Source organism: Thiofaba sp. EF100, assembly GCF_039822285.1.
GTDB lineage: Bacteria > Pseudomonadota > Gammaproteobacteria > Halothiobacillales > Halothiobacillaceae > Thiofaba.
This window is the reverse complement of record NZ_JBAJEY010000002.1, coordinates 291,712-313,595: the sequence shown is the minus strand read 5'-3', so window position 1 is coordinate 313,595 and position 21,884 is coordinate 291,712. Positions and strand designations below refer to the sequence as shown.

General features: G+C 67.1%; 24 protein-coding genes. 2 read left to right on the top strand and 22 right to left on the bottom strand.

The window, feature by feature from the left end; genetic code table 11:
* Positions 1-29: 29 nt before the first annotated feature.
* The 9 genes from atpG to V6D91_RS05855 all read right to left on the bottom strand — a co-directional run bounded on the left by atpG (position 30) and on the right by V6D91_RS05855 (position 6,024).
* On the bottom strand, positions 30-893 hold the full coding sequence (gene atpG / locus V6D91_RS05895) for a F0F1 ATP synthase subunit gamma (protein WP_347318642.1): 864 nt from the start codon (positions 891-893) through the stop codon (positions 30-32).
* Between the two features lie 14 nt (positions 894-907).
* Positions 908-2,446, bottom strand: coding sequence for a F0F1 ATP synthase subunit alpha (gene atpA, locus V6D91_RS05890; RefSeq protein ID WP_347318640.1), 1,539 nt, complete (start codon positions 2,444-2,446; stop codon positions 908-910).
* Positions 2,447-2,458: 12 nt separating this feature from the next.
* The gene (locus V6D91_RS05885) at positions 2,459-2,995 is read right to left on the bottom strand and encodes a F0F1 ATP synthase subunit delta (protein ID WP_347318638.1); all 537 of its coding nucleotides are present in this window, start codon (positions 2,993-2,995) and stop codon (positions 2,459-2,461) included.
* A gap of 9 nt (positions 2,996-3,004) precedes the next feature.
* Positions 3,005-3,475 carry a F0F1 ATP synthase subunit B gene (locus tag V6D91_RS05880; protein WP_347318636.1) on the bottom strand — a complete coding sequence of 157 codons (471 nt, stop codon included), beginning with the start codon at positions 3,473-3,475 and terminating at the stop codon, positions 3,005-3,007.
* Positions 3,476-3,551: 76 nt separating this feature from the next.
* Positions 3,552-3,845 carry a F0F1 ATP synthase subunit C gene (gene atpE, locus V6D91_RS05875; protein WP_347318634.1) on the bottom strand — a complete coding sequence of 98 codons (294 nt, stop codon included), beginning with the start codon at positions 3,843-3,845 and terminating at the stop codon, positions 3,552-3,554.
* A 64-nt stretch (positions 3,846-3,909) separates the two neighbouring features.
* A complete protein-coding gene (gene atpB, locus V6D91_RS05870; RefSeq protein WP_347318632.1) occupies positions 3,910-4,734 on the bottom strand; it encodes a F0F1 ATP synthase subunit A in 825 nt (274 codons plus the stop codon).
* 33 nt (positions 4,735-4,767) lie between these two features.
* On the bottom strand, positions 4,768-5,136 hold the full coding sequence (locus V6D91_RS05865; RefSeq protein WP_347318630.1) for an ATP synthase subunit I: 369 nt from the start codon (positions 5,134-5,136) through the stop codon (positions 4,768-4,770).
* Positions 5,117-5,335: an AtpZ/AtpI family protein gene (locus tag V6D91_RS05860; protein ID WP_347318628.1), complete on the bottom strand. Its 219-nt coding sequence runs from the start codon at positions 5,333-5,335 to the stop codon at positions 5,117-5,119. The genes V6D91_RS05865 and V6D91_RS05860 overlap by 20 nt, the downstream gene beginning before the upstream one ends.
* Positions 5,332-6,024 (bottom strand): arylesterase, encoded by a 693-nt coding sequence (locus tag V6D91_RS05855; protein ID WP_347318626.1) that lies wholly within the window; start codon positions 6,022-6,024, stop codon positions 5,332-5,334. The genes V6D91_RS05860 and V6D91_RS05855 overlap by 4 nt, the downstream gene beginning before the upstream one ends.
* Between V6D91_RS05855 and V6D91_RS05850 the strand changes: the two genes are divergently transcribed.
* Complete coding sequence (locus V6D91_RS05850) at positions 6,023-6,694, top strand: ATP-binding cassette domain-containing protein (protein WP_347318624.1); 672 nt, start codon at positions 6,023-6,025, stop codon at positions 6,692-6,694. The genes V6D91_RS05855 and V6D91_RS05850 overlap by 2 nt on opposite strands.
* Entirely contained in the window at positions 6,691-9,159 is a 2,469-nt protein-coding gene (locus tag V6D91_RS05845; RefSeq protein WP_347318622.1) for an FtsX-like permease family protein, read from the top strand. The genes V6D91_RS05850 and V6D91_RS05845 overlap by 4 nt, the downstream gene beginning before the upstream one ends.
* Positions 9,160-9,172: 13 nt before the next feature.
* Here V6D91_RS05845 and V6D91_RS05840 read toward each other — a convergent pair whose 3' ends face one another.
* Genes V6D91_RS05840 through V6D91_RS05780 form a run of 13 tightly spaced genes read right to left on the bottom strand, consistent with a single transcriptional unit; the run spans position 9,173 to position 21,873 of the window.
* Entirely contained in the window at positions 9,173-10,921 is a 1,749-nt protein-coding gene (locus V6D91_RS05840; RefSeq protein ID WP_347318620.1) for an EAL domain-containing protein, read from the bottom strand.
* Between the two features lie 15 nt (positions 10,922-10,936).
* Positions 10,937-11,989 carry a chemotaxis response regulator protein-glutamate methylesterase gene (locus tag V6D91_RS05835; protein WP_347318618.1) on the bottom strand — a complete coding sequence of 351 codons (1,053 nt, stop codon included), beginning with the start codon at positions 11,987-11,989 and terminating at the stop codon, positions 10,937-10,939.
* A gap of 15 nt (positions 11,990-12,004) precedes the next feature.
* Positions 12,005-12,493, bottom strand: a complete 489-nt coding sequence (locus V6D91_RS05830; protein ID WP_347318617.1) for a chemotaxis protein CheD — start codon at positions 12,491-12,493, stop codon at positions 12,005-12,007.
* 32 nt (positions 12,494-12,525) lie between these two features.
* On the bottom strand, positions 12,526-14,157 hold the full coding sequence (locus V6D91_RS05825; protein WP_347318615.1) for a methyl-accepting chemotaxis protein: 1,632 nt from the start codon (positions 14,155-14,157) through the stop codon (positions 12,526-12,528).
* Between the two features lie 44 nt (positions 14,158-14,201).
* Positions 14,202-15,032, bottom strand: a complete 831-nt coding sequence (locus tag V6D91_RS05820) for a protein-glutamate O-methyltransferase (protein WP_347318613.1) — start codon at positions 15,030-15,032, stop codon at positions 14,202-14,204.
* Positions 15,033-15,043: 11 nt separating this feature from the next.
* Positions 15,044-15,787, bottom strand: a complete 744-nt coding sequence (locus V6D91_RS05815; protein ID WP_347318611.1) for an MBL fold metallo-hydrolase — start codon at positions 15,785-15,787, stop codon at positions 15,044-15,046.
* A gap of 4 nt (positions 15,788-15,791) precedes the next feature.
* Positions 15,792-16,391 carry a hypothetical protein gene (locus V6D91_RS05810; RefSeq protein WP_347318610.1) on the bottom strand — a complete coding sequence of 200 codons (600 nt, stop codon included), beginning with the start codon at positions 16,389-16,391 and terminating at the stop codon, positions 15,792-15,794.
* Positions 16,388-16,915: a chemotaxis protein CheW gene (locus tag V6D91_RS05805; protein WP_347318608.1), complete on the bottom strand. Its 528-nt coding sequence runs from the start codon at positions 16,913-16,915 to the stop codon at positions 16,388-16,390. Before V6D91_RS05805 ends, V6D91_RS05810 begins: the two co-directional genes overlap by 4 nt.
* A 12-nt stretch (positions 16,916-16,927) precedes the next feature.
* The gene (locus tag V6D91_RS05800; protein ID WP_347318606.1) at positions 16,928-17,443 is read right to left on the bottom strand and encodes a chemotaxis protein CheW; all 516 of its coding nucleotides are present in this window, start codon (positions 17,441-17,443) and stop codon (positions 16,928-16,930) included.
* Positions 17,440-19,083: a methyl-accepting chemotaxis protein gene (locus V6D91_RS05795; RefSeq protein ID WP_347318604.1), complete on the bottom strand. Its 1,644-nt coding sequence runs from the start codon at positions 19,081-19,083 to the stop codon at positions 17,440-17,442. Before V6D91_RS05795 ends, V6D91_RS05800 begins: the two co-directional genes overlap by 4 nt.
* A gap of 23 nt (positions 19,084-19,106) precedes the next feature.
* Positions 19,107-21,206 (bottom strand): chemotaxis protein CheA, encoded by a 2,100-nt coding sequence (locus tag V6D91_RS05790; RefSeq protein WP_347318602.1) that lies wholly within the window; start codon positions 21,204-21,206, stop codon positions 19,107-19,109.
* A complete protein-coding gene (locus V6D91_RS05785; protein ID WP_347318600.1) occupies positions 21,203-21,490 on the bottom strand; it encodes an STAS domain-containing protein in 288 nt (95 codons plus the stop codon). The genes V6D91_RS05790 and V6D91_RS05785 overlap by 4 nt, the downstream gene beginning before the upstream one ends.
* A 14-nt stretch (positions 21,491-21,504) precedes the next feature.
* Complete coding sequence (locus V6D91_RS05780; protein WP_347318598.1) at positions 21,505-21,873, bottom strand: response regulator; 369 nt, start codon at positions 21,871-21,873, stop codon at positions 21,505-21,507.
* Between the last annotated feature and the right edge of the window lie 11 nt (positions 21,874-21,884).

Below are 21,884 nucleotides of genomic sequence, written 5' to 3'. Positions count from 1 at the left end.
TCATCATCAATACGTAAGAATTCAAGCCTTTAGCCGACCGCAGCCGCGCCACCGACAATTTCCGCAATCTCTTGGGTGATCGCGGCCTGACGTGCCTTGTTGTACTTCAGCTTCAGGTCGCGGATCAGCCCGCCCGCGTTGTCGGACGCGTTCTTCATGGCGATGCGGCGTGCAGACATTTCACAGGCCACGTTCTCGATGGTCGCCTGGTGAACGCTGGCAGCGACGTAACGCTTGAGCAACAGATCCAGGACGTCCTTCGACTCGGGCTCGTAGATGTAGTCCCAGCGATGCTGCAGTTCGGGCAGGTCCACCGGCATGAGCGGCAGGATGCGCTCGATCACGGGGCGCTGGGTCATGCTGTTGACGAAGTCGTTGCGTGCAATCCAGATCTCGTCCAGATTGCCCGCCTCGAAGGCGTCGAGCATGACCTTGACCGCCCCCTGCACCCTCACGAACTTCGGGCGATCGCCCAAGCCCGTGATCTCGGCCACCGGGTTGAAGGCCCCGCGCTTGACGAAGGCCACGCCCTTGCTGCCGATGGCGCAGACATCGATCTCGATGTTCTGATCGGCCCAGCCTTTCATGGTCTTGAGGGCCTGCCTGAACAGGTTCACGTTCAGGCCGCCGCACAGACCACGGTCGGTGGTTACCAGGATCATCCCCACACGCTTGACCGGACGCTCCACCATGAACGGGTGGCGGTATTCCGGATGGGCGTTGCTGAGGTTGGCGATCACCTCCTTGACCTTCTTCAGGTAAGGACGGGTCGCCTCCATGTTTTCCTGGGCCTTGCGCATCTTGCTCGCCGCGACCATTTCCATGGCCTTGGTGATCTTACGCGTGTTTTGAACGCTCTTGATCTGCGTACGGATTTCTTTAGCGCCGGCCATGACAGTCGCCTCTCTTACCAGACACCGTTGGCTTTGAAGGCCTCGAGGGTCTTCTTCAGGCCAGCGGAGATGTCGTCGTTGAGGTTACCGTCATTGCCGATCGCATCCATCATGTCCTTCGCGTTGCTGTGCGCGTAGGCGTGCAGCGCGGACTCGAAGGAACCGATTTTCTCGACCGGTACGTCGTCAAGATAGCCCTCGTTGGCGGCGAACAGCGAGAGAGCCATTTCCGCCACGGACAGCGGCTTGTACTGGGCCTGCTTCATCAGCTCGGTGACGCGCTTGCCGCGCTCGAGCTGACGGCGGGTGGCCTCGTCCAGGTCGGAGGCGAACTGCGAGAACGCCGCCAGCTCACGGTACTGGGCGAGGTCGGTACGGATACCGCCGGAGAACTTCTTGATGATCTTGGTCTGGGCCGCACCACCCACGCGGGATACGGAGATACCCGGGTTGATGGCAGGACGCAGGCCGGCGTTGAACAGGTCGGTCTCGAGGAAGATCTGACCGTCAGTGATGGAGATCACGTTGGTCGGAACGAACGCGGAGACGTCACCACCCTGGGTCTCGATGATCGGCAGCGCGGTCAGCGAGCCGGTCTTGCCCTTCACCTCGCCGTTGGTGAACTTCTCGACGTAGTCGGCGTTCACGCGGGAGGCACGCTCCAGCAGGCGGCTGTGCAGGTAGAAGACGTCACCCGGATAGGCTTCACGGCCCGGCGGACGGCGCAGCAGCAGGGAGATCTGACGGTAGGCCCAGGCCTGCTTGGTCAGGTCATCGTACACGATGAGCGCGTCCATACCGCGGTCGCGGAAGTACTCACCCATAGTGCAACCGGCGTAGGCAGCCAGGTACTGCATGGAGGCCGGGTCGGAGGCGCCGGCGGCCACGACGATGGTGTACTCCATCGCGCCGTGCTCTTCCAGCTTGCGTACGATGTTGGCGATGGTCGAGGCCTTCTGGCCGATCGCCACATAGACGCAGTAAACGCCCTTGCCTTTCTGGTTGATGATGGTGTCGATGGCGACCGCGGTCTTACCGGTCTGACGGTCACCGATGATCAGCTCACGCTGGCCACGACCGATGGGCACCATGGCGTCCAGCGCCTTGATACCGGTCAAGAGCGGCTGGTCGACGGACTTGCGATCGATCACGCCCGGGGCGATGACCTCGATCGGAGCGGTCAGCTTGGCGCCGATCTCACCCTTGCCATCCACCGGACGGCCCAGGGTGTCGACCACGCGGCCGAGCAGCTCCTTGCCGATGGGCACTTCCAGGATACGGCCGGTGCACTTGACCTGGTCGCCTTCCTTCAGGTGGCCATACTGACCCAGAACGATCGCACCGACGCTGTCGCTCTCGAGGTTCATCGCCACACCGAAGGTGTTGCCCGGGAACTCGATCATCTCACCGAGCATGACGTCGGTCAGACCGTGGATGCGCACGATACCGTCGCTGACGCTGACGATGGTGCCAACGGTACGGGCATCCGCACCGACTTCGAAACTCTCAATCCGCTGTTTGATCAGGGAACTGATTTCAGAAGGATTAATCATGAAAATAACTCCTTAGCGGACCACAGCGTTTGCCAGGCCCTGCAGGCGACCCCGCATTGAACCGTCGATGACCAGATCCCCCGCGTACACGATGGCGCCGCCGATCAGGGATTCGTCAACCTCATTGGCCAGGGTGATGACCTTGCCCAGACGCTTGCCGAGGGCCTCGACGAGCTTGGCCTGCTCATCGCTGCCGAGCGGCTTGGCGGACACCACACGCACGTCCATCCGGCCCTCTTCGGCGCGACGGAGTTCCTCGAACTCCACCGCGATCAGCGGCAGAAGGGCAAGACGCGCATTCTCGCCCAGCAGACGCACGAGGTTTTCGGCCTCGGGCGTCAGGCGACCCTGCGCGACGTTGAGCATGAGTTCCACCAGCTTGTCGCGACCGATGGCCGGCGAGGCGATCAGGCGCCCCATGTCGGCATCGTTGGCGACCGCCGCCAGGAAGGCCAGCATCTCGGACCACTTGGCCTGCTGACCCTTGGCCTGGGCCACCTCGAAGGCAGCGCGGGCATAGGCGCGGGCGGCTTTTGCGATCTCGGACATAGTGCCCCCTTAGACGCGGGCCACGAGGTCGGCGAGCGACGCTTCGTGTGCCTTGGCGTCCACTTCGCGCTTCAGGATGCGCTCAGCGCCAGCGACCGCAAGCACGGCGACCTGCTTGCCGAGCTCCTGCTTGGCGCGCTCGACTTCGCGGTCGATCTCGGCCTGTGCACCGGAGAGGATGCGGTCGGCCTCGGCCTTGGCGTTGTTGCGGGCTTCGTCAATGATCTCGTTGCTGCGGGCATTGGCCTGGGCCAGCATCTCGGTCGCCTTCTCTTTGGCTTCCTTGATGATCTGCACCGCACGCTCCTCAGCGAGCTTGAGCTCGTGCTTGCCACGCTCGGAGGCGGACAGGCCGTCGGCGATGCGCTGACGACGTGCCTCCATCATGGTGGACAGCGGGGCCCACAGGAATTTGTTCACCAGCCAGATCATCGCCACAAAGGCGATCATCTGGGCAATCAGGGTGACCGTAATGTTCACGGTTGCCTACCTCTTTAGGGGACACAGGAAAACTGCGCGCGGACACCAGGGCCCGCACGCCAGGATTCCCCGTGTCTTAGCCGCCGACTGCCTGGATGGCGGCCTGCAGGGCGCCCACGAACGGGTTGGCGAACAGGAACCACATGGCGAAGGCCAGGATGATGAACGGGAAGGATTCCATCAGACCGGCGAAGATGAACATGTTGACCATCAGCTGCGGGCGCATTTCCGGCTGACGAGCAATACCTTCGAGGGTCTTGGAGCAGATCAGGCCCCAGCCAATGGCCGAGCCCAGGCCAGCAGCGGCAAGAATCACGCCCACGCCTACGGCAGTGTAGGCATAAATCATCGCGATCATGTCAGCGTTCATCGTCGGTTCTCCTTACGGATTTTGTTGAAGGTGAAGGGTTGAAAAGGTGGTTGTCATCAGCGACTCAGTGGTCATCTTCGGAGGCGTGCGCCATGCCCAGATAGACGATGGTCAGCACCATGAAGATGAAGGCCTGCAGCGTGATGATGAGGATGTGGAACAGCAGCCACCCCAGATCAAGCACGACCTGCAGCGGGAACCAGATCAGCAGGGCCGCGCCGATCGTCGCCGCGCCGGACAGCAGGGCGATGAGCAGGAACACCAGCTCGCCGGCGAACATGTTGCCGAAGAGTCGGAGGCCAAGGCTGAGGGGCTTGGCCAGCTCCTCGATGGCGGTCATGATGACGTTGACCGGGATCAGGAACTTGCCGAAGGGGTGGAACAGGAACATCTTGGCATAGCCGACGACGCCCTTGACCTTGATGTTGTAGTAGACGGTCAGAAGGAACACGACGCCCGCCATGGCCAGGGTGGTGTTGATGTCGGTGGTCGGCACGAGCTTGAAGTGCTCAAGGCCGGCGCCATGCAGGATGGCCGGAACCAGATCCACCGGGATCAGGTCCATGAAGTTCATCAGCCACACCCAGACCAGCACGGTCAGGGCGAGCGGGGCGATCAGCTTGTTGTCCTTGCCACCGAAGGAATCCTTGACCTGCTTGTCGACGAAATCCAGCACCATCTCGACGAAGTTCTGGAAGCCGCTCGGCGCCCCCACCTGGAGGCTGCGCCCCACACGCATGGCCGCAAACACGATCAGGGCGCCGAGCATGACGCTGACGACCAGGGTATCGAGATTGAGGGTCCAGAAACCCTCGCCGACCGACCAGTTGGTAAGGTGGTGCTGAATGTACTCGACGGACCCGCCGCCCGAGTTCTCCGCTGCGCTCACGGTTGTACTCCCCAAATCCAAGCTTGACGAAAACTAGCGCCGCGCGACAGCCAGGAACCCCAGCTGCGCGAGCACGAAACCTGCGAACAAGGGCAGCGCCGGCAGCTTCAGCAATCCCATCCCGAGCCCAAGCAGGCCGATGAGGAGCAGGAAACGCACGACCGCGCCCACGTACAAAACGAGCATGCTGCCCTTCGGGTCATGGATGGCGCGCTGTTCGGCCTTGCGAACGCCGCGCTTGTGCAACCACGCGAGCACCATGCTGACGAGCCCGCCGTAGATCACGGCCAGCCCGTCGAAATAATGTCCGAGCCCCCCCCAGAGCAGCCCCAGCACCGCGGTGGCGCTCAGCTGCGCCAGCATCAGCCGGCGGGCAAGCAGATCAACCCTGCTGCCGGGCACGATCCTGCATCCTCAGCAGCTGGTGGGCCTTCTGGAAGCCGCCGATCACCCCCAGCCCCCCGATGATCAACATGAACAGGGGCCGCGTGTCGAACCAGCCATCGACCAGGTATCCGATGATGAAGCCGGAGGCGATCATCGATACGAACATGTTTCCGGCACCGATGAGCGGCAGGCCCATGGAGGGGGATTTACTCATTTCCGGGAGTCTAACATCGTTTTCTTTTCACCCTCAACCTGCGGCCCCACCCCCAGGACCGGCGCGAGTACGGCCCATACGTTCTCCAGGATCAGGCGGTGCCCCTCCGCATTCGGGTGGATGCCGTCGGGCTGGTTGAGCTGCGGCTGGCCGGCCACCCCGTCCAGCAGGAAGGGGATCGTCACATATTCCCGCCCCAGCCCGGCATAGATGGCGGCAAACTCGGTCGTGTAAATGGATCCGTAATTGGGCGGCAGGCGCATGCCCGCGAGGATGGGCACGGCCCCGGCGGCGTGCGCCCGTTCCAGCATGGCCTTGAGGTTGGCGCGCAGCGCGTCGAGCGCAAGCCCTCGCAGGCCGTCATTGGCGCCGAGTTCGACGACCGCCCAGCGCGGCCGGTGCCGTTCGAGCAGCGCGGGCAGGCGCGCACGCCCCGAGGCACTGGTCTCGCCGCTGATGCTGGCATTGACCACCCGCACGTCCAGCCCGGCATCGTGCAGGCGCTTCTGCAGCAGGCTCGGCCATGCCTGCTCCCGGTTTACCCCATAGCCTGCGCTCAGGCTGTCGCCGACGATCAGCAGCACATCGGTTGCCCGGGCGGCTGGCTGGCCCGCCACGAGCGTGATACACAGAACCGCCAGCGCCAGCCATGATCTATGGACTAAGGAACCGACCAAGAAACCTCTCATGCAAGCACTCCTCCACACCCGCGGTCTCGGCAAGACCGTCTATACCGCTGACGGCCCACTGCGCCTGCTTGAGGATATCAACATCGAGCTTGCGCGCGGCGAGCGCGTTGGCCTGGTTGGCGCCTCGGGCTCGGGCAAGACCACCCTGCTCAGCCTGCTCGCAGCGCTCGACACCCCGACGGAAGGCGAGATCCTGCTCGACGGCCAAGCCCTCGGCCCGTTGTCCGAGGACGAGCGCACGGCCCTGCGCGGGCGCATGATCGGCTTCGTGTTCCAGTCTTTCATGCTCCTGCCTGGACTGACCGCGCAGGAAAACGTCGAGCTACCCTTGCGCCTGGGCGGACATCCCACGCCCTCGGCACGCGCCCGGGATCTGCTCGCCACCGTCGGCCTTGCGCACCGCATGCATCACTACCCGGCCCAGCTCTCCGGCGGGGAGCAACAGCGCGTGGCGATTGCCCGCGCCTTCGCCCTCGAACCGCCCCTGCTCTTGGCCGATGAGCCGACCGGCAACCTCGACCAAGCCACCGGGGCGCGCATCATCGAGCTTTTGTTCGAACTCAACCGCGAGCGCGGCGCGACCCTCCTGCTCGTCACGCATGATCCGGCCCTGGCCGGGCGTTGCGACCGTCTGCTGCGCCTCGACCAAGGTCGGCTGAGGCCATCATGAACCAAGCCATGAACGGCGGGGTGCTGTGGTACGCCCGCCGCCAGCGCCAGCGGGCCTTCGGGATGGTCATGGCGCTCGCCATCGGCGTCGCCGCGCTGGTGGCGGTCAGCACCTTCGCCGAACGCCTGTCCGGCGCGCTGCAGCACGGTGCCGCCGAGGCCCTGGGCGGCGATCTCGTGCTGGTCGCCGACCACGCGATCCCGCCCCACTTCCGCGCCGAGGCGGAGCGCCTCGGCCTGCGCAGCGCCTCCTCCACCAGTTTTCCGAGCATGATTCTGGCCGCCGAGCGGGCACGCCTGGTCGAGATCAAGGCGGTGAGCCCCGAATACCCCCTGCTCGGCGAGCTGCGCGTGAACGGGACCACGGCCCGCGCACCGGCCGCAGGCCAGGCCTGGCTTGAACCGGATGCCCTGGCTGCACTCGGCCTCGACCAGGGCGCCCCCTTCAGCCTCGGCCAGCTCACCCTGCAGGCGGGCGGCCGACTGGACCGCGAGCCGGACCGCGCCCCCAGCGTGTTCGCCATTGGCCCACGGGTGATGATCGCCGAGGCCGACCTCGCCGCAAGCGGCCTGCTCGGCTTCGGCAGCCGCGCGACCTTCCGCCTGCACCTGGCCGGCGGCGCCGCGGCGCTGAAGTCCTTTGCCGATTACGCGCGAAGCCACCCCGAGCGCGGCCAGCGCCTGGAGGGACTGGACGAGACCCGCCCGGAATTGCGCGAGGCCTTGAGCCGTGCGGAGGGGCTGCTGCGCGTCAGCGGCCTGCTCGCCCTGCTGTTGGCGGGGCTCGCGGTCGGCATCGGCATGCAGGACCGCCTGCGCGCTCAGCTCGATGCCGCCGCCACCTTGCGCGCCCTCGGCGCCAGGGCAGGCTTCATCACCACCTCCGCCCTGCTCGCCCTGCTGCCCACCGCCGCGCTCGGCAGCCTGATCGGCGTCCTCCTCGGCTACGCCATCCAACCGCTCCTGCCCCTGCTGTTGCGGGGCGTGATCCCCACCGACCTACCCCCACCCGGCCCCCTGCCTGCCCTGCTCGGCCTGGCAGCAGGCCCCCTCATCACCCTCGCCTTCGCCCTGCCCGCCGTGCTGCGCCTGCGAGCAACGCCGGTGCTGCGCATCCTGCGCCGCCATCTGGAGCCGCCTGCCTGGGGCCCCGCCGGCTGGAGCGCCCTGACCGCCGGCATCATCCTGCTTGCGTCACTGGTCGCCGTCATCGCCGGCCCGACCCGCCTCACCGCCGCCGTTCTCGGCGGGGCGCTTGCCCTGGGACTCGTGCTGGTCCTCCTCGCCAGCCTGCCCATCCTCCTCGCCCGGCGACGCTGGCTGCCCGCAAGCGCAGCCATCCTCGGCCGTCTGGCCCAGCCCGGCAGCCGCGCCCATCTCACCCTGGCCACCCTCGGCCTCGGCCTGATGGCTCTCACCCTCGCCTTCAGCCTGCGCACCGACCTGCTCGAGGGCTGGGCAGCGCGCCTACCGGCGGATGCGCCGAACCGCTTCGTCATCAACCTGCTGGAAGAACAAAAGGACGACCTTAGCCGCCTGCTGGTCGAGGCCGGCCTGCCACCCCCCGTGCTCAGACCGATGATCCGCGGGCGCCTGTTGAGCATCGACGGGCAGCCCATCAGCGAGCGCCCGCTGGCGGAGGGACGGGCGCGCGCCCTCGCCGAGCGCGAGTTCAACCTGTCGATGACCGACACCCACCCTGCCGACAACCGCATCATCGCCGGGCGCCACTGGCGCACGGATGAGGCCGGTCAACACTGGCTATCGGTGGAGGAGGGCATTGCCAAGCGCCTTGGCATTGGACTGGGCAGCCTGCTTGAGTTCGAGATTGCCGGCGAGCACTGGCAAGGCACCGTGCTCAACCTGCGCCGGGTGCGCTGGGACAGCTTCAACGTCAATTTCTTCGTCTCCGCCCCGCCCGGCGCGCTGGACGGCTACCCGGCCACCTGGATCACCAGCTTCCACCTTCCGGACGACAAGGCCGGACTCGCGGATCAACTGGTGGCCGCGCTGCCGAACATCACCATCATCGACATCCGCGCCGCGCTGACCCAGGTGCGCGAGGTGCTGACACGCATCGAAGCCGCGGTGGGGCTGGTGCTCGGCTTCGTGCTCATCAGCGCCTGGCTGGTGCTGTGGAACGCCGCCGCCGGCACCGCCCGCACCCGCCGCCACGAGACTGCCCTGCTGCGCACCCTCGGCGCCTCGCGCCGCTGGCTGCGCCGCCAGCTTGTCACCGAGTACGCCCTGCTCGGCCTGCTCGCCGGGCTGCTCGCCGCCCTCGCCGCCACCCTCGTCAGCGCAAGCTTGGGCCGCCTGATCCTGGAGGCATGGCTGCCCATCTCGCCCCTGCCCTGGCTCATCACGCCGCTGCTTGGCGCCGCCCTCAGCGCGACGGCCGGCTGGCTGAGCCTGCGCGGCACGCTGAACACGCCACCCGCGCTGGTGCTGCGCGAGGCGGGCTGAGGTCAGGCCGCGGTCATGCCCGGCGCCCCCCGGACATGCCCCGCGCAGGGGATGCCGCGGCCGCCAGGGCGGCGCCCTCGTCCAGGATCGCCTCGAGCGGTCGAGGCATGTCGATCCAATACCCCTGGGCATGGTCCACGCCCATCTCGGCCAGCATGCCGAAGATCGACTCGTTCTCGACGAACTCCGCGACCGTCTCCATGCCGAGCGATTGCCCCACCTGGTTGATCGCCCGTACCAGGGCGGCATTGTGCGGATTGCGATCCATGTCGCGCACGAAGGTCCCGTCGATCTTCAGGGCGTCGACATGCATGTCCCGCAGGTAGGCGAAGGATGAGAGCCCGCTGCCGAAATCATCCAGCACGAAGCGGCAGCCCAGCGCGCGCAGCGATTCGATGAACACCGCTGCATTGCCGAGATTGGTCACCATGGCGGTCTCGGTGATCTCGAAATGGATCCGCTCCGGCGCGATCCCGCTGCCCTTGACCAACTCCATGACGCGCTCGAGAAACCCTTGGTCGGAGAGCGACTGGGCGGAGAGGTTGAGGGCAAGGTTCAACGCCGGCAGACCCTCGCCTCCGCGCTCCTCCCATTGGCGCACCATGGCCAGGCAGTGCTCGATGATCCAGGCATCCAGGTCGACCATCAGTCCGTAACGTTCCGCGGCGGGGATGAACTCGCCCGGCATGGCCAGCCGCCCGTCCGGGCAGCGCATGCGCACCAGCACCTCGTAGTGGCGGGGGCCCGCCCCCTTCAGGGCCCGGATCTCCTGGCCGTAGAGCACGAAGGCGCTCTCGTCCAGCCCCCAGCGCAGGCGGTGGACCCAGGCCATCTGCTCGCGCCGGCGCCTGGCCGACTGGTCATGGGGATCATGGATGTGCAGCTGGTTGCGGCCGATCTCCTTGGCGGCATGGCAAGCGCTGTCCACCCCGCTCATGACCTCGCCGACCGTCCCGCAGTCCGGATGCAGCTCGGTCACCCCGGCCGTCACGCTGACATCGAAGACCTTGCCATCCCAGCGGAAGCGATGGCCGACGACGCATGCCTGCAACCCACGCACGATCGCCACCCCCTCGTCCAGGGGGCAGTCGAGCAGGAGAAGGCCGAACTCGTCCCCGCCGAAGTGAGCGAATACATGCCTCTGCCCGATGCCATCGCGCAGGATCCCGGCCACCTCGCTGATCAGCGCATCCCCACCTTCATGACCGCACAGATCGTTGATGATCTGCAGGCGATCGATATCCAGGAAGCACAGGGTGTGGCGCCCCTCCTCCATGCCTACCAGAACGTCAGCCAGACGGTGCTCGAACTGCAGGCGGTCGAGGGGCGACGGCCCCTTTCCGTCATCCGGGCACCACTTCTCCGGCAACGCGGCGATGTCAACCTCCTCCTCCGGAGCGGCACGCATCTCCCTGATCCGTTGGGGCAGCATCCAGGCCCGCTCCTTGCTGACGAAGACGCACCCGGGGGCGGACACCACCTCCTTCACCGCGCCATCAAGATCCTGCGCGGAAAAGACGATGAACGGCACCTCCGGCGCCACGGCGCGCACCCGGGCATGAACCTGGACCACATCCAGCGTGGGCAGCCGATGATCGCAGACAACGATGTCCGGCCTTCCCCGGCGCAGACAGGCATCGACCTCGTCCACGCTGGTCGCATAGTGGATGGCCGGCTTGATCCCCGCGGCACGCAGAAGCTCGGACAGCAGGATGCGGTCATCCTCGAAATTCTCGATATGAAGCAGGCACAGTTGCGGCATCTCCTTATCCTCCCCTCAGCGGCAAGCCTGTTGCAGGGCCACCGGGATCTCATGCAGGGGCACGACATGGCAGGCCGCGTCGCGGCGGATCGCCTCGCGCGGCATGCCGAACACCACGCAGGTCTCCTCGCTCTCGGCGAAGGTGAGGGCCCCGGCCTGGCGCATCTCCAGCAGGCCCTGGGCGCCGTCGTCCCCCATACCGGTCATCAGCACGCCGGTGGCCTGCGGTCCCGCGACCCTTGCCACGGAGCCGAACAGCACGTCCACCGAAGGCTTGTGGCGGCGCACCGGCGGGCCGTCGAAGACCTCCACCGTGTAGCCCCGGCTGTAGCGTTTGAGACGCATGTGCCGCCCGCCCGGGGCCAGCAAGGCGCGCCCCGGGCGCACCTCGTCACCATCGCGCGCCTCGAGGATCTCGAGCGCGCTGAGGGTGTTGAGGCGCCCAGCGAAGGCCGCAGTGAACTTCTCCGGCATGTGCTGGACGATGACGATGCCGGGCATGGTGGCGGGCAGGCGGGTGAGAACAGCCTCCAGGGCCTGCGTCCCACCGGTCGACGCCCCCAGGGCGATGACCTGCTGCCCGCCAGGGGGCGCCTGGACACCGGCCGGGGCAACGGATCTGGCGACCTTGCCGGCCGCGAGCGCGGCCGACGCCCCGGGGACGCGGCGCAGCCTGGCATCGGCGGCCGCCTTCACCGTGCGCACCAGATGCGCAGCCTCCTCGTGCAGGAAGCTCTTGAGGCCGATCTTCGGCTTAGTCACGATATCCACCGCCCCGGCCGAGAAGGCCTGCATGGTGGCCTCCGCACCCTGCTCGGTGAGGGTGGAGCACATCACCACCGGCGTCGGGCGCTCGGCCATGATCTGGCGCAGGAAGGTCAGGCCGTCCATGCGCGGCATCTCGATGTCCAGCACGATGACGTCCGGCCACTCCTGCTCCATGCGCTTCATGGCGAAGATGGGATCGGAGGCCGTGCCGATGACGCGCAGGTCCGGGTCCTGGCCGAGCACCTCGGCCAGGACCTGGCGGATCACCGCCGAATCATCCACGATCAGAACCTTTTTCATGTTTCCCATCCCGACTCACAAGGCATCCACAAGGACGCTCTGCTCAATCACACCGACCTTGCCAAGACGCAGGTCCAGCGTCACGTTGCGATAGATCTCGCCCCCCACCCGGCGCTCGCCGATGCGGAACCCACTCGCCGCAAGCGCCCTCTCGACGGCCTCGACATTGCGCCGGCCGATGTCGAGCGAGGCGCGCCGCTCGGCCGCCCCAAACATCACCCCTCCACCATAGACCCCGACTTCATAACTGGCCGGCCAGGTACCCAGCCGGCGCACGCGCTCCAGCAGCCAGGCCACCGCCCCGTCCGCGTAGCGCGGGTCGGGCTCAAGGGCGCCCCCTCGGCCGGGGATGGCCTTGGGGTTGTGGGGCAGGACCACGTGGCACATGCCCCCGACCGCGCGGGACGGATGCCAAAGCGTCACGGCCACGCAGGACCCCAGCAGGGTGCGCAGGATGGCGTGCTTCCGCCCGAAGTAGATCTCGCCCGGCTTCAGGTAGAGCATGCCTCACCCATGTGATGCGCGCGTTGAGCCGATCATGCGGCCCCCTTCTCGAAGGGCTCGAAGTCGTCCTCGTGGGCGTAGTGGTGGCGCGCCTCATGGCCGCGGCCATGCCCCTGCGGCTTGAGGCGCGCCACCGCCCGGCGCGCAGAGCCGTGGCCGTGCTCCGCGCCATGACCCTCCTCCAGCTTGAAGAACGCCATCGTCTGCTGCAGCTGAACCGCCTGCGCGCTCATCTCCTCCGCCGTCGCCGCCAGCTCCTCCGAGGCCGACGCGCTCTGCTGCGACACCTTGTCCAGCTGTTCCACCGCCACCGTCACCTGACCCACCCCGGTCGACTGCTCCACCGACGCCGCCGCAATCTCCTGCACCAGCTCCGCCGTCCGCTGGATCGCCGGAACCACTTCGTTGATCAGTGTCCCGGCCCGCTCCGCCACCTTCACGCTGTTGCCGGCAAGGTCGGAGATCTCCTGCGCCGAGGTCTGGCTGCGCTCCGCCAGCTTGCGAACCTCGTCCGCCACCACCGCGAAGCCCTTGCCGTGCTCGCCAGCGCGCGCCGCCTCGATCGCGGCGTTCAGCGCCAGAAGGTTGGTCTTGTACGCAATGTCCTCGATGATGCTGATGCGGTCGGCAATCTGCTTCATCGCCGCCACCGTGTCGGCCACCGCGCTGCCGCCCTCGCTCGCCTGGCGCGAGGCGTCCGTCGCAATCCGGTCCGTCGCCTGCGCGTTCTCCGTGTTCTGGCTGATCGAGGCGCTCATCTGCTCCAGCGACGCGCTCGTCTCTTCCACGCTCGCCGCCTGCTCGCTCGCCCCCTGGCTCAGGCTCTGCGCCGTATCGCTCACCTGACCGGCCGCCCCAGTCAGCGCCTCCGCCGCACTGTTCACCTCACCAATCACCTGCTTCAGGCGCTCCACCATCGCCGCCTGCGCCGCAATCAGCTGACCCACCTCATCGCGCGAGGAGGATTCAAAACGCACCGTCAGGTCGCCCTCCGCAAGGCGGTTCGTCACCCCAACCGCACGCTTCAGCGGCCGGGTGATGCTCTGGGTCACCCAGGCGATGATGACCAGGCCAAGCACCAGCGCCAGGGTGGCCACGGCAAGGCCCGTGAGCAGAACCCGCTCGCTGGTGGACTGGACCTCCGCCCGGGTGGCCTGGAGCTCGTCCTGCATCAGGGCGCGCATGTCCAGCAGCTGCTGGCGGATCTTGCGCCAGGCCGGGGTCTCCTGACCGTTCAGCACAGCCTTTGCCCCCTCGATGTCCCCCGCCCGCACCCGCTCGAGCACCGCCTCCTGCAGCGGCTTATGTGCCTTGCGCAGGGCCTCGACCTGGTCGAGCTGGCCGACCTGACGGTCCGTCACCAGCCCCCTGGCCGCCCCCAGCGCGGCATCGAAACCTTCCGTGGCCCGCCTGAAGTTCTCATGGGCCGTGGCATTGGCTGGATCGAGGATGATGTTGCGCATGGCCTGACCGGATTGCAGGCCCATGGCATACATCTCACCGACGGCTTGAAACAGGGCCTGGTCCCGGTCGAGGAAGTCCGTGAACTGACCGCGCATGCTGTGCAGCCCATAAAGGGCCATGGCAAGGGCAGCGATAAACAGGGCAAACACGGCACCCATGGAAAAGAACAGGCGGCCGCCGATGGTTCTCGACAGATTCACGATCTTCCTCTTTTTGTTTTTCTCAGAAAGCACGGTCCACGGGGTCACCGGCGGCGCAGCGGCGCCCCATCGGTCAGGCGATAGATGGAAGGCCTCACGACCTGCAGCCGGTCGGTGATGCCGTTCAGCGTCTCCGAGTGGCCGATGATCAGGTACCCCCCGGGCTGGAGGTGGTCCAGCATGCGCAGGACCAGACGGCGCTTGGTGGGCGGGTCGAAATAGATCATCACATTGCGCAGGAAGATCACGTCGAAGCGCTCGCTGAAATCACCCCAGTCGCCGTTCAGGTTGAAGTGCTCGAAGCGGGTGGCCGCCCGCAAGCTGGGCGACACCCGCATGAAGCCCTCCTGCGAACGCACCCCGCGCAGGGCGTAGGCGTGCAGATAATGCCTGGGGATGCGCTGCGCATGCTCGATGGGATAGCGACCGCTGCGCGCAACCTCCAGTACCCGCGTGCTGATGTCGGTGCCGAGCACCTCCCAGCGCCCCGACCCCAGCGCCTCGTCCAGCACCATGCCCAGGGTGTAGGGCTCCTCGCCGGAAGACGAGGCGGCACTCCACACCCGGAACGGCCTGCCCTTGGGGGCGTGCGGGAGGATGTGCTGGCGCAGGAAGTCGAAGTGGGCCGGCTCGCGGAAGAAGGAGGTCTCGTTGGTGGTCAACAGGTCGAGCATCACGCGCAGCTCATCCCCGCCCTCCGAGCCCGTGGCGAAGGCCACGTAGGCGTCGAGGTCCGGCAGGCCGTGATGGCGGACCCGGCGCGCCAGGCGGTTGGCCACCATCGACTTCTTGTTCGGCGCCAGGCTGATCCCCGCGCGCTGGTGAAGGAAGCGCTGGATGCGCCCGAACACCTCGTCCCCGACCGCAAGTTCCATGCTCCCCCTCCTCAGCCCCGGATGCCGCTGCCGACCTTCAGCTCATCCAGCCAGTGGATGAAGCGCTCGACATCCGCGCCTTGGAAGATCGCGCCGTGCTGCGGGCAGAGCATGTCGATCGGCATCCGGCTGGCGCGCTCGCACCAGTCGCGCTTGGCCTCGTTGGAGCCCATCCAGCGCCGGTGGAAACCCTCCATGTAGCGGATGTGACGGTCGAAATCGGTGACGAACAGGTAATCCTCCTCGTGCGGGATCATGGCCGCGCCGATGTCGCCGGAAAACAGGATGCGCGCCTTCCCGTCGTAGAGGTGGAAGTTGCCCGAGGAATGCAGGTAGTGCGCCGGGACCGCCTGCAGGGTCAACTCACCCAACGGGATCGCCATGCCCTCGTCCGGGATCGGGCGGAAGGTGTCCTCGTTACCGCCGAAGTGCGGCACAAAGCTGTCCCACAGCCAGCTCAGGTAGCAGTGCAGACTCGGGTTGAAGTCCAGCCACAAGGCCAGCGAGGAGATGATGTCCGGGTCCTGGTGGGAGGCAAACAGGGTGCGGATCTTCTCCGGATCGAACACTGCGCTGATGGCGGAGAATACCGCCGGGAAGATCTCCATCCCGCCCGGATCGGTCAGCAGGCCCTCGCCCGCCGAGGTAATCAGGTACTCATTGGTGTCGATCAGGTGGTCCGGGCGCTCGGGATCGCGGGCGACGACAATCCAGCGGTGGTCGCCGTCCTCGAAGAGGGTGGTGGTCTTTTTCATGGCTTCAGTGATTCAGCAGGGCGCGGGCCCCGTTCAGGCGGATGAGGATCTCGGCGATGGCCTGCTGCAGGCGCACGGCCACGGCATCGAGTTCTGCGTTGGCGCCTCCTGCCTGCGCCTCGACCTTGCAAAGCACGGCCAGCTGCTCGCCGATGCCGCACAGGCGCAGCGCACGCCCGAGCGCCTCGAGCACGGCATGGCGCAGGTTTTCCAGCAGGCGGGCAAACGTCCCCTGGCGAGCGCGTTGGTCGGCAAGGACTCCGGCCAGCAGCGCCGGGCTCGCGCCCTGACGCCGGCAGTCCGCGTCGGTGCGCTCGAAATGACGCCCGCGGCGGGTCTGCTTGGCCAGCTCCGCGCCCACCCGGACCATTTGCCCCAGCGAGCCGCCAACCTCCACCACACTGCGGTCGAGGCGCTGGCTGAACACGCGCAGCTCCTCGGTCACGCGATTGAAGCCGGGCACCCGCACCTGGCTCTGGCGGGCCGCGAACATCGCGTTGAGCGCGATGGTATAGACCTGCCGGCTCGCCTCGCTGACGGCCTTGATCGCCTCGTTCAGGCGCACGACGCGCAGCAGCTCGGCATCCCGCCGCCCCCTGTTCATGCGTTGAGCCTTGTCGCGGGCACCATCAGCTCGGGGATGGCCAGCACCCGCTCGAGCGCCAGCAGCGCGGTGAAGTCCTCCCCCCGGCGCAGCATGCCGCCGATGTAGTCGGCCGGGATGCTGGTGCCGAAGGCCGGAGCGGGCTCGATGTCCGCGCCGTCGACATCCGCCACCTCGTTCACCATGTCGACCACGATGCCGAGATCGAGGCTGAACTCGCCCTCCCGCGCCTCGATCACGAGGATGCAGGTGCGCTTGCCGACCGCTGCCGGCTCAAGGCCCAGGCGGCGGGCGAGGCTGATGACCGGCACCACATCCCCGCGCAGGTTCAGCACCCCGCTGATGGTGTCCGGGGTCAGCGGCACGGCGGTCAGGGCGCGATACTCGATGATCTCCTTGATCGCACCGATCTCGATGCCGAAGCGCTCGCCACCCAGGGTGAAGGCCAGGACCTTGTGCTGCCCGGCCCAACGGCCGCTGGGCTTGCCGCCCGTGCCGGCGGCCGCTTGCATGGTGTTCTGCATGACGAATCTTCCTCAGGCAACCTGCTCCAGGCCCGCCGGCTCTTGGAGCGACGCATCGAATCCCGCCAGCGCGGCCAGGTTGTTGCCGCGCAGCAGGGCATCCCCGCGCAGCAGCACCACCAACCTCTCCCCGACCTTGGCAACCCCTTCGAGGGCCTGGACGCTGTCCTCGCCGCCGAAGCTCGGTGCCGGCTCGATGGCCTCCTGCGCGATGTCCGCGACCTCGCGTACCGCCTCAACGATGAAGCCGACCTCCACCAGATGGTCGCCCTGCTGCACCTCCATCACGATGATGCAGGCTCGTCCCTTGAGGCTGGTCTCGACCCCGCCGAACAGCAGGGCGACATCCACCACCGGCATCACCTTGCCGCGGATGTTGATCACGCCGCGATGTGCGCGGGGAAGCCCGGGCAGCGGGGTGATCTCGCCGACCTCGAGGATCTCCTTCACCTTGAGGATGGGCAGGCCGTACAGCCTGCCCCCGACCAGGAAGGTCAGGTACTTGCCGGCAACGGCCCCCGCAGTCATGCGGCCCCCTTCTCGAAGGGCTCGAAGTCGTCCTCGTGGGCGTGGTGGTGGCGCGCATCATGGCCGCGACCGTGGGCCTGCGGCTTGAGGCGTGCCACCGCCCGGCGCGCAGAGCCGTGGCCGTGCTCCGCGCCATGCGACTCGTCCAGCTTGAAGAACGCCATCGTCTGCTGCAGCTGAACCGCCTGCGCGCTCATCTCCTCCGCCGTCGCCGCCAGCTCCTCCGAGGCCGACGCGCTCTGCTGCGACACCTTGTCCAGCTGTTCCACCGCCACCGTCACCTGACCCACCCCGGTCGACTGCTCCACCGACGCCGCCGCAATCTCCTGCACCAGCTCCGCCGTCCGCTGGATCGCCGGAACCACTTCGTTGATCAGTGTCCCGGCCCGCTCCGCCACCTTCACGCTGTTGCCGGCAAGGTCGGAGATCTCCTGCGCCGAGGTCTGGCTGCGCTCCGCCAGCTTGCGAACCTCGTCCGCCACCACCGCGAAGCCCTTGCCGTGCTCGCCAGCGCGCGCCGCCTCGATCGCGGCGTTCAGCGCCAGAAGGTTGGTCTTGTACGCAATGTCCTCGATGATGCTGATGCGGTCGGCAATCTGCTTCATCGCCGCCACCGTGTCGGCCACCGCGCTGCCGCCCTCGCTCGCCTGGCGCGAGGCGTCCGTCGCAATCCGGTCCGTCGCCTGCGCGTTCTCCGTGTTCTGGCTGATCGAGGCGCTCATCTGCTCCAGCGACGCGCTCGTCTCTTCCACGCTCGCCGCCTGCTCGCTCGCCCCCTGGCTCAGGCTCTGCGCCGTGTCGCTCACCTGGCCGGCCGCCCCAGTCAGCGCCTCCGCCGCACTGTTCACCTCACCAATCACCTGCTTCAGGCGCTCCACCATCGCCGCCTGCGCCGCAATCAGCTGACCCACCTCATCGCGCGAGGAGGTTTCAAAACGCACCGTCAGGTCGCCCTCCGCAAGACGGTTCGTCACCCCAACCGCGCGATTGAGCGGACCGGTGATGCCGCGGGTGATCCAGAAGGCGATCAGCACGCCAAAGACCAGGGCGGTGGCAGTGATGCCGATCAGCACGGTGCGCCCCTGTTCGTAGGTCTGCGTCGTCTCGGCGCCGGTCTGCTCGAACAGGCTGCCCTGGTACTTGATCATGTTGTTGACCGCATCGAGGTAGCCGCGCTGCAGGGTACGCAGCTCGCCGAACAGCAGGGCCTTGGCCTCGTCCGTGCGCCCCTCGGCCGCCAGCGCCAGCAGGTGGTCCTGGGCCTCGATGTTCTTCGCCCGCAACGCCTTGATCTCATTCAGCAGGGCCTTGCCCTCGGCGGTCTTGACGGTCTCCTCGAGCTTGGTCATGCGCTCGCCAATGATCTTGCGCGCCCCCAACAGGCGCTCCTTCTCCGCCTTGAACTCCTCCTTGCTCTCGGCGAGCAGGATGTTGCGCATGTTGCGCGCGATGAGGTTGACGTTGTCGATGATGTCGTTTGCCAACACGGCCTTGGGCCAGCGGTCATACACCAACTTGTCCGCCGAGGCGTTGAGCGACTGCATGCGGGTGATGCCGATGAAGGCGGTGATGGCCATCAGCAGGATGACGACGCCGAAGCCCAGTCCCAGGCGCGTGCCAATCTTCATGTTCTTGAACATTGCTGTTACTCCGGTTCGCAAACTCAAACGGTGATTCGGTGGATGTCGGTTTCGACCGCGGCACGGGGCCTGCCCCGCTGCGCGGCCACCTCGACCAGGCTGGGCACGTCGAGGATCATGGAGACCTCGCCGCTGCCGAGGATGGTGGCGCCGCTGACGCCTCGCAGGCGCTCGAAGATCTTGCCCAGCGGCTTGATGACGGTCTGGAACTCGCCCATCAGCTCGTCCACCACAAGGCCGGCCTTGTGGCCACCGTAATGGACGACGACGACGTTCTCGCGCGGGGCGGGGCGTCCATCGCCGTGGAACAGCTCGCGCAGGCGCACGAACGGCAGGACCTCGCCGCGCAGGTTGAGGTAGTGGCGGGTGCGGCTCTGGGCACGGTCACCCTCCGGCAGCTCGATGCACTCCATGACCATGTCGAGGGGGATGACGTAGGCCGCGTCGCACACGCGCACCAGGAAGCCGTCGATGATGCCGAGGGTGAGTGGCAGGCGGATGCTGACCGTGGTCCCCTGGCCGGGACGGCTGTCGATGTCCACCGTGCCGCGCAGGGCCTCGATGTTCTTCTTCACCACGTCCATGCCCACGCCGCGGCCGGAGAGGTTGGTGACCTGGTCCGCGGTGGAAAAGCCGGGTTCGAAGATCAGGCGATAGGCCTCCTGGTCGGTGAGGGCGGCATTCGGCGCGATCAGGCCCTTGGCGATGGCCTTGGCGATGATCTTGTCGCGGTTGAGCCCGCCGCCGTCGTCGGCCACCTCGATCACGATGCTGCCGGCGTCGTGGTAGGCGTTCAGGCGCAGGGTCCCGTGCGCCGGCTTGCCCAGCGGCAGGCGGCGCTCGGCCGGCTCGATGCCGTGGTCCATGGCGTTGCGCACCAGGTGCATCAGCGGATCGCCGATCTTCTCGACCACGGTCTTGTCCAGCTCGGTGTCCGCGCCCTGGATCTCCAGGCGGATGTCCTTGCCGAGGTCGTTGCTGACATCGCGCACCACGCGGCGGAAGCGGGCAAAGGTCTCGCCGATCGGCACCATGCGCAGGCGCAGGGCGCTGTCGCGGATCTCCTCCACCAGGCGGGACATCACCGACATGGACTCGACCAGGGCCTCATCGTCGAAACGCTGGGTGATCAAATGACTGCTGGCGCTGGCGATGACCAGTTCACCGACCAGGTTGATCAGCTCGTCCAGCTTGGCGGCATCGATGCGCACGCTGCGGGCAGCGCTGACCACTTGCTTGCCGGCGCCCTCAGAGGCCCCCGCGGTAAGCTCAAGGGGCTCATCCTGGCCTCGCCCCCCTCGGCCATCCATGGCCTCGGCCCCGCTTACGCGGGGAGAGGCGCTCGGCTCATCGACGGGGGGCGCAGCCTCCTCGATGACCTCGGGCGCACGCCCGACCGCCTCGTCGTCCAGCGGGATGAGCGAGACTGCAGTCTCCTCGCGGATGAAGTCGAACGCCCCCTCGATCTCCTCGACCGGCTTGTCGCTCGCGAGGGTCAGGCTCACGTCCAGGTAGCAGCTCTCGGCGTCCATCTCAGCGAGGCGCGGCAGGCGCACGGTGGAGGTCTGCACCGCATCGATCTCGCCGAGCTGGGCGAGGTAGCGCAGCACCGAGGCCGGGTCCATGCCGTGGCGCAGCATGTCCTCGCCGAAGCCGAGCTCCACGCGCCAGCGTCGTCCCCCTGCCGGCTCCGCGTGCACAGCGGCCGCGGGGCGGGCGTTGCAGGCACTGCCGTCGAGATAGCTCCCCAGCCGCTGGATCAGGACTTCGCCGGCGGCGATGCAGGTCGCCCGGCCATCCTCGTCCCCGCCCTGCGCGCGGCCGATGAGGGTGATCATGTGGTCACGGCAGCCCAGCAGCAGCGCGATCAGCGCGTCGTCCACCCGCACCTCGCCATCGCGCACCCGGTCGAGGACGCTCTCCGCGACGTGGGTGAAGGCGACCACATCGTCGAAGCCGAACAGGCCGGCGGACCCCTTGATGGTGTGAGCCGCGCGGAACACCGCGTTGATCAGGTCCGCGTCATCGGGGCGCTGCTCAAGTTCCAGCAGGGCATGCTCCATCTCCGCGAGCAGCTCGGCGCTCTCGGTCATGAAGGTCTCGATCGCCTGGTCCATGTTCATGCGGCATGCTCCAGATGGATGTCTGCCACCGGAATGGCATAGAGGTCGAGCAGGTCGCGCACGCTGTCGCTGATGGCAATCACGCGGAACGGCTTGCTGGCATGGAGGGCCTCCGCCCTGGCGGCCAGCACGAGCTGCAGGCCGGCGGTGTCCATCTCCGCCACGGCGGAGAGGTCGAGCTCGATCGACGGGAGGGTGGCGAACTGCTCCATCAGGCACTCGCGCAGGGCGGCCGCCTGGTAGATCGTCACTTCGCCGTCGAGGCGGATGCTGCTGTCGCTCATCTCGGGCCGCTCGCTTAAGGCAGGATCAGCTTGGAGACCGCCTGCAGCATCTGCTCGGGCTTGAACGGCTTGACCACCCAGGCCTTCACGCCAGCCGCCTTGCCCTTCTCCATCATGTCGGAGCCGGCCTCGGTGGTGAGCATGATGATCGGGGTGAACTTGTAGGCCGGGTTCTGCTTGATCGCCTGCACCATGCTGATGCCGTCCATGTTCGGCATGTTCACGTCGCTGATGACCAGGTGGACCTTGCGACCATCGAGCTTGGCCAGGCCGTCGCGGCCATCGCAGCCTTCGATGACCTCATAACCGGCGCCGGTCAGGGCGATCTTGACCGCCGTGCGCAGCGAGGCGGAGTCGTCCACGATCAGAATGGTCTTTGCCATGGCAATTCCTC

Bases quoted from the DNA above. Each gene is read 5' to 3' on its own strand.
- V6D91_RS05885 (WP_347318638.1), bottom strand. From the start codon at position 2,995: ATGTCCGAGATCGCAAAAGCCGCCCGCGCCTATGCCCGCGCTGCCTTC.
- atpG (WP_347318642.1), bottom strand. From the start codon at position 893: ATGGCCGGCGCTAAAGAAATCCGTACGCAGATCAAGAGCGTTCAAAAC.
- atpA (WP_347318640.1), bottom strand. From the start codon at position 2,446: ATGATTAATCCTTCTGAAATCAGTTCCCTGATCAAACAGCGGATTGAG.
- V6D91_RS05780 (WP_347318598.1), bottom strand. From the start codon at position 21,873: ATGGCAAAGACCATTCTGATCGTGGACGACTCCGCCTCGCTGCGCACG.
- V6D91_RS05830 (WP_347318617.1), bottom strand. From the start codon at position 12,493: ATGCTCTACCTGAAGCCGGGCGAGATCTACTTCGGGCGGAAGCACGCC.
- V6D91_RS05790 (WP_347318602.1), bottom strand. From the start codon at position 21,206: ATGAACATGGACCAGGCGATCGAGACCTTCATGACCGAGAGCGCCGAG.
- V6D91_RS05805 (WP_347318608.1), bottom strand. From the start codon at position 16,915: ATGCAGAACACCATGCAAGCGGCCGCCGGCACGGGCGGCAAGCCCAGC.
- V6D91_RS05820 (WP_347318613.1), bottom strand. From the start codon at position 15,032: ATGGAACTTGCGGTCGGGGACGAGGTGTTCGGGCGCATCCAGCGCTTC.
- V6D91_RS05800 (WP_347318606.1), bottom strand. From the start codon at position 17,443: ATGACTGCGGGGGCCGTTGCCGGCAAGTACCTGACCTTCCTGGTCGGG.
- V6D91_RS05850 (WP_347318624.1), top strand. From the start codon at position 6,023: ATGCAAGCACTCCTCCACACCCGCGGTCTCGGCAAGACCGTCTATACC.
- V6D91_RS05855 (WP_347318626.1), bottom strand. From the start codon at position 6,024: ATGAGAGGTTTCTTGGTCGGTTCCTTAGTCCATAGATCATGGCTGGCG.
- V6D91_RS05795 (WP_347318604.1), bottom strand. From the start codon at position 19,083: ATGTTCAAGAACATGAAGATTGGCACGCGCCTGGGACTGGGCTTCGGC.
- V6D91_RS05835 (WP_347318618.1), bottom strand. From the start codon at position 11,989: ATGAAAAAGGTTCTGATCGTGGATGATTCGGCGGTGATCCGCCAGGTC.
- V6D91_RS05845 (WP_347318622.1), top strand. From the start codon at position 6,691: ATGAACCAAGCCATGAACGGCGGGGTGCTGTGGTACGCCCGCCGCCAG.
- V6D91_RS05840 (WP_347318620.1), bottom strand. From the start codon at position 10,921: ATGCCGCAACTGTGCCTGCTTCATATCGAGAATTTCGAGGATGACCGC.
- V6D91_RS05810 (WP_347318610.1), bottom strand. From the start codon at position 16,391: ATGAACAGGGGGCGGCGGGATGCCGAGCTGCTGCGCGTCGTGCGCCTG.
- V6D91_RS05815 (WP_347318611.1), bottom strand. From the start codon at position 15,787: ATGAAAAAGACCACCACCCTCTTCGAGGACGGCGACCACCGCTGGATT.
- V6D91_RS05860 (WP_347318628.1), bottom strand. From the start codon at position 5,335: ATGAGTAAATCCCCCTCCATGGGCCTGCCGCTCATCGGTGCCGGAAAC.
- atpE (WP_347318634.1), bottom strand. From the start codon at position 3,845: ATGAACGCTGACATGATCGCGATGATTTATGCCTACACTGCCGTAGGC.
- V6D91_RS05785 (WP_347318600.1), bottom strand. From the start codon at position 21,490: ATGAGCGACAGCAGCATCCGCCTCGACGGCGAAGTGACGATCTACCAG.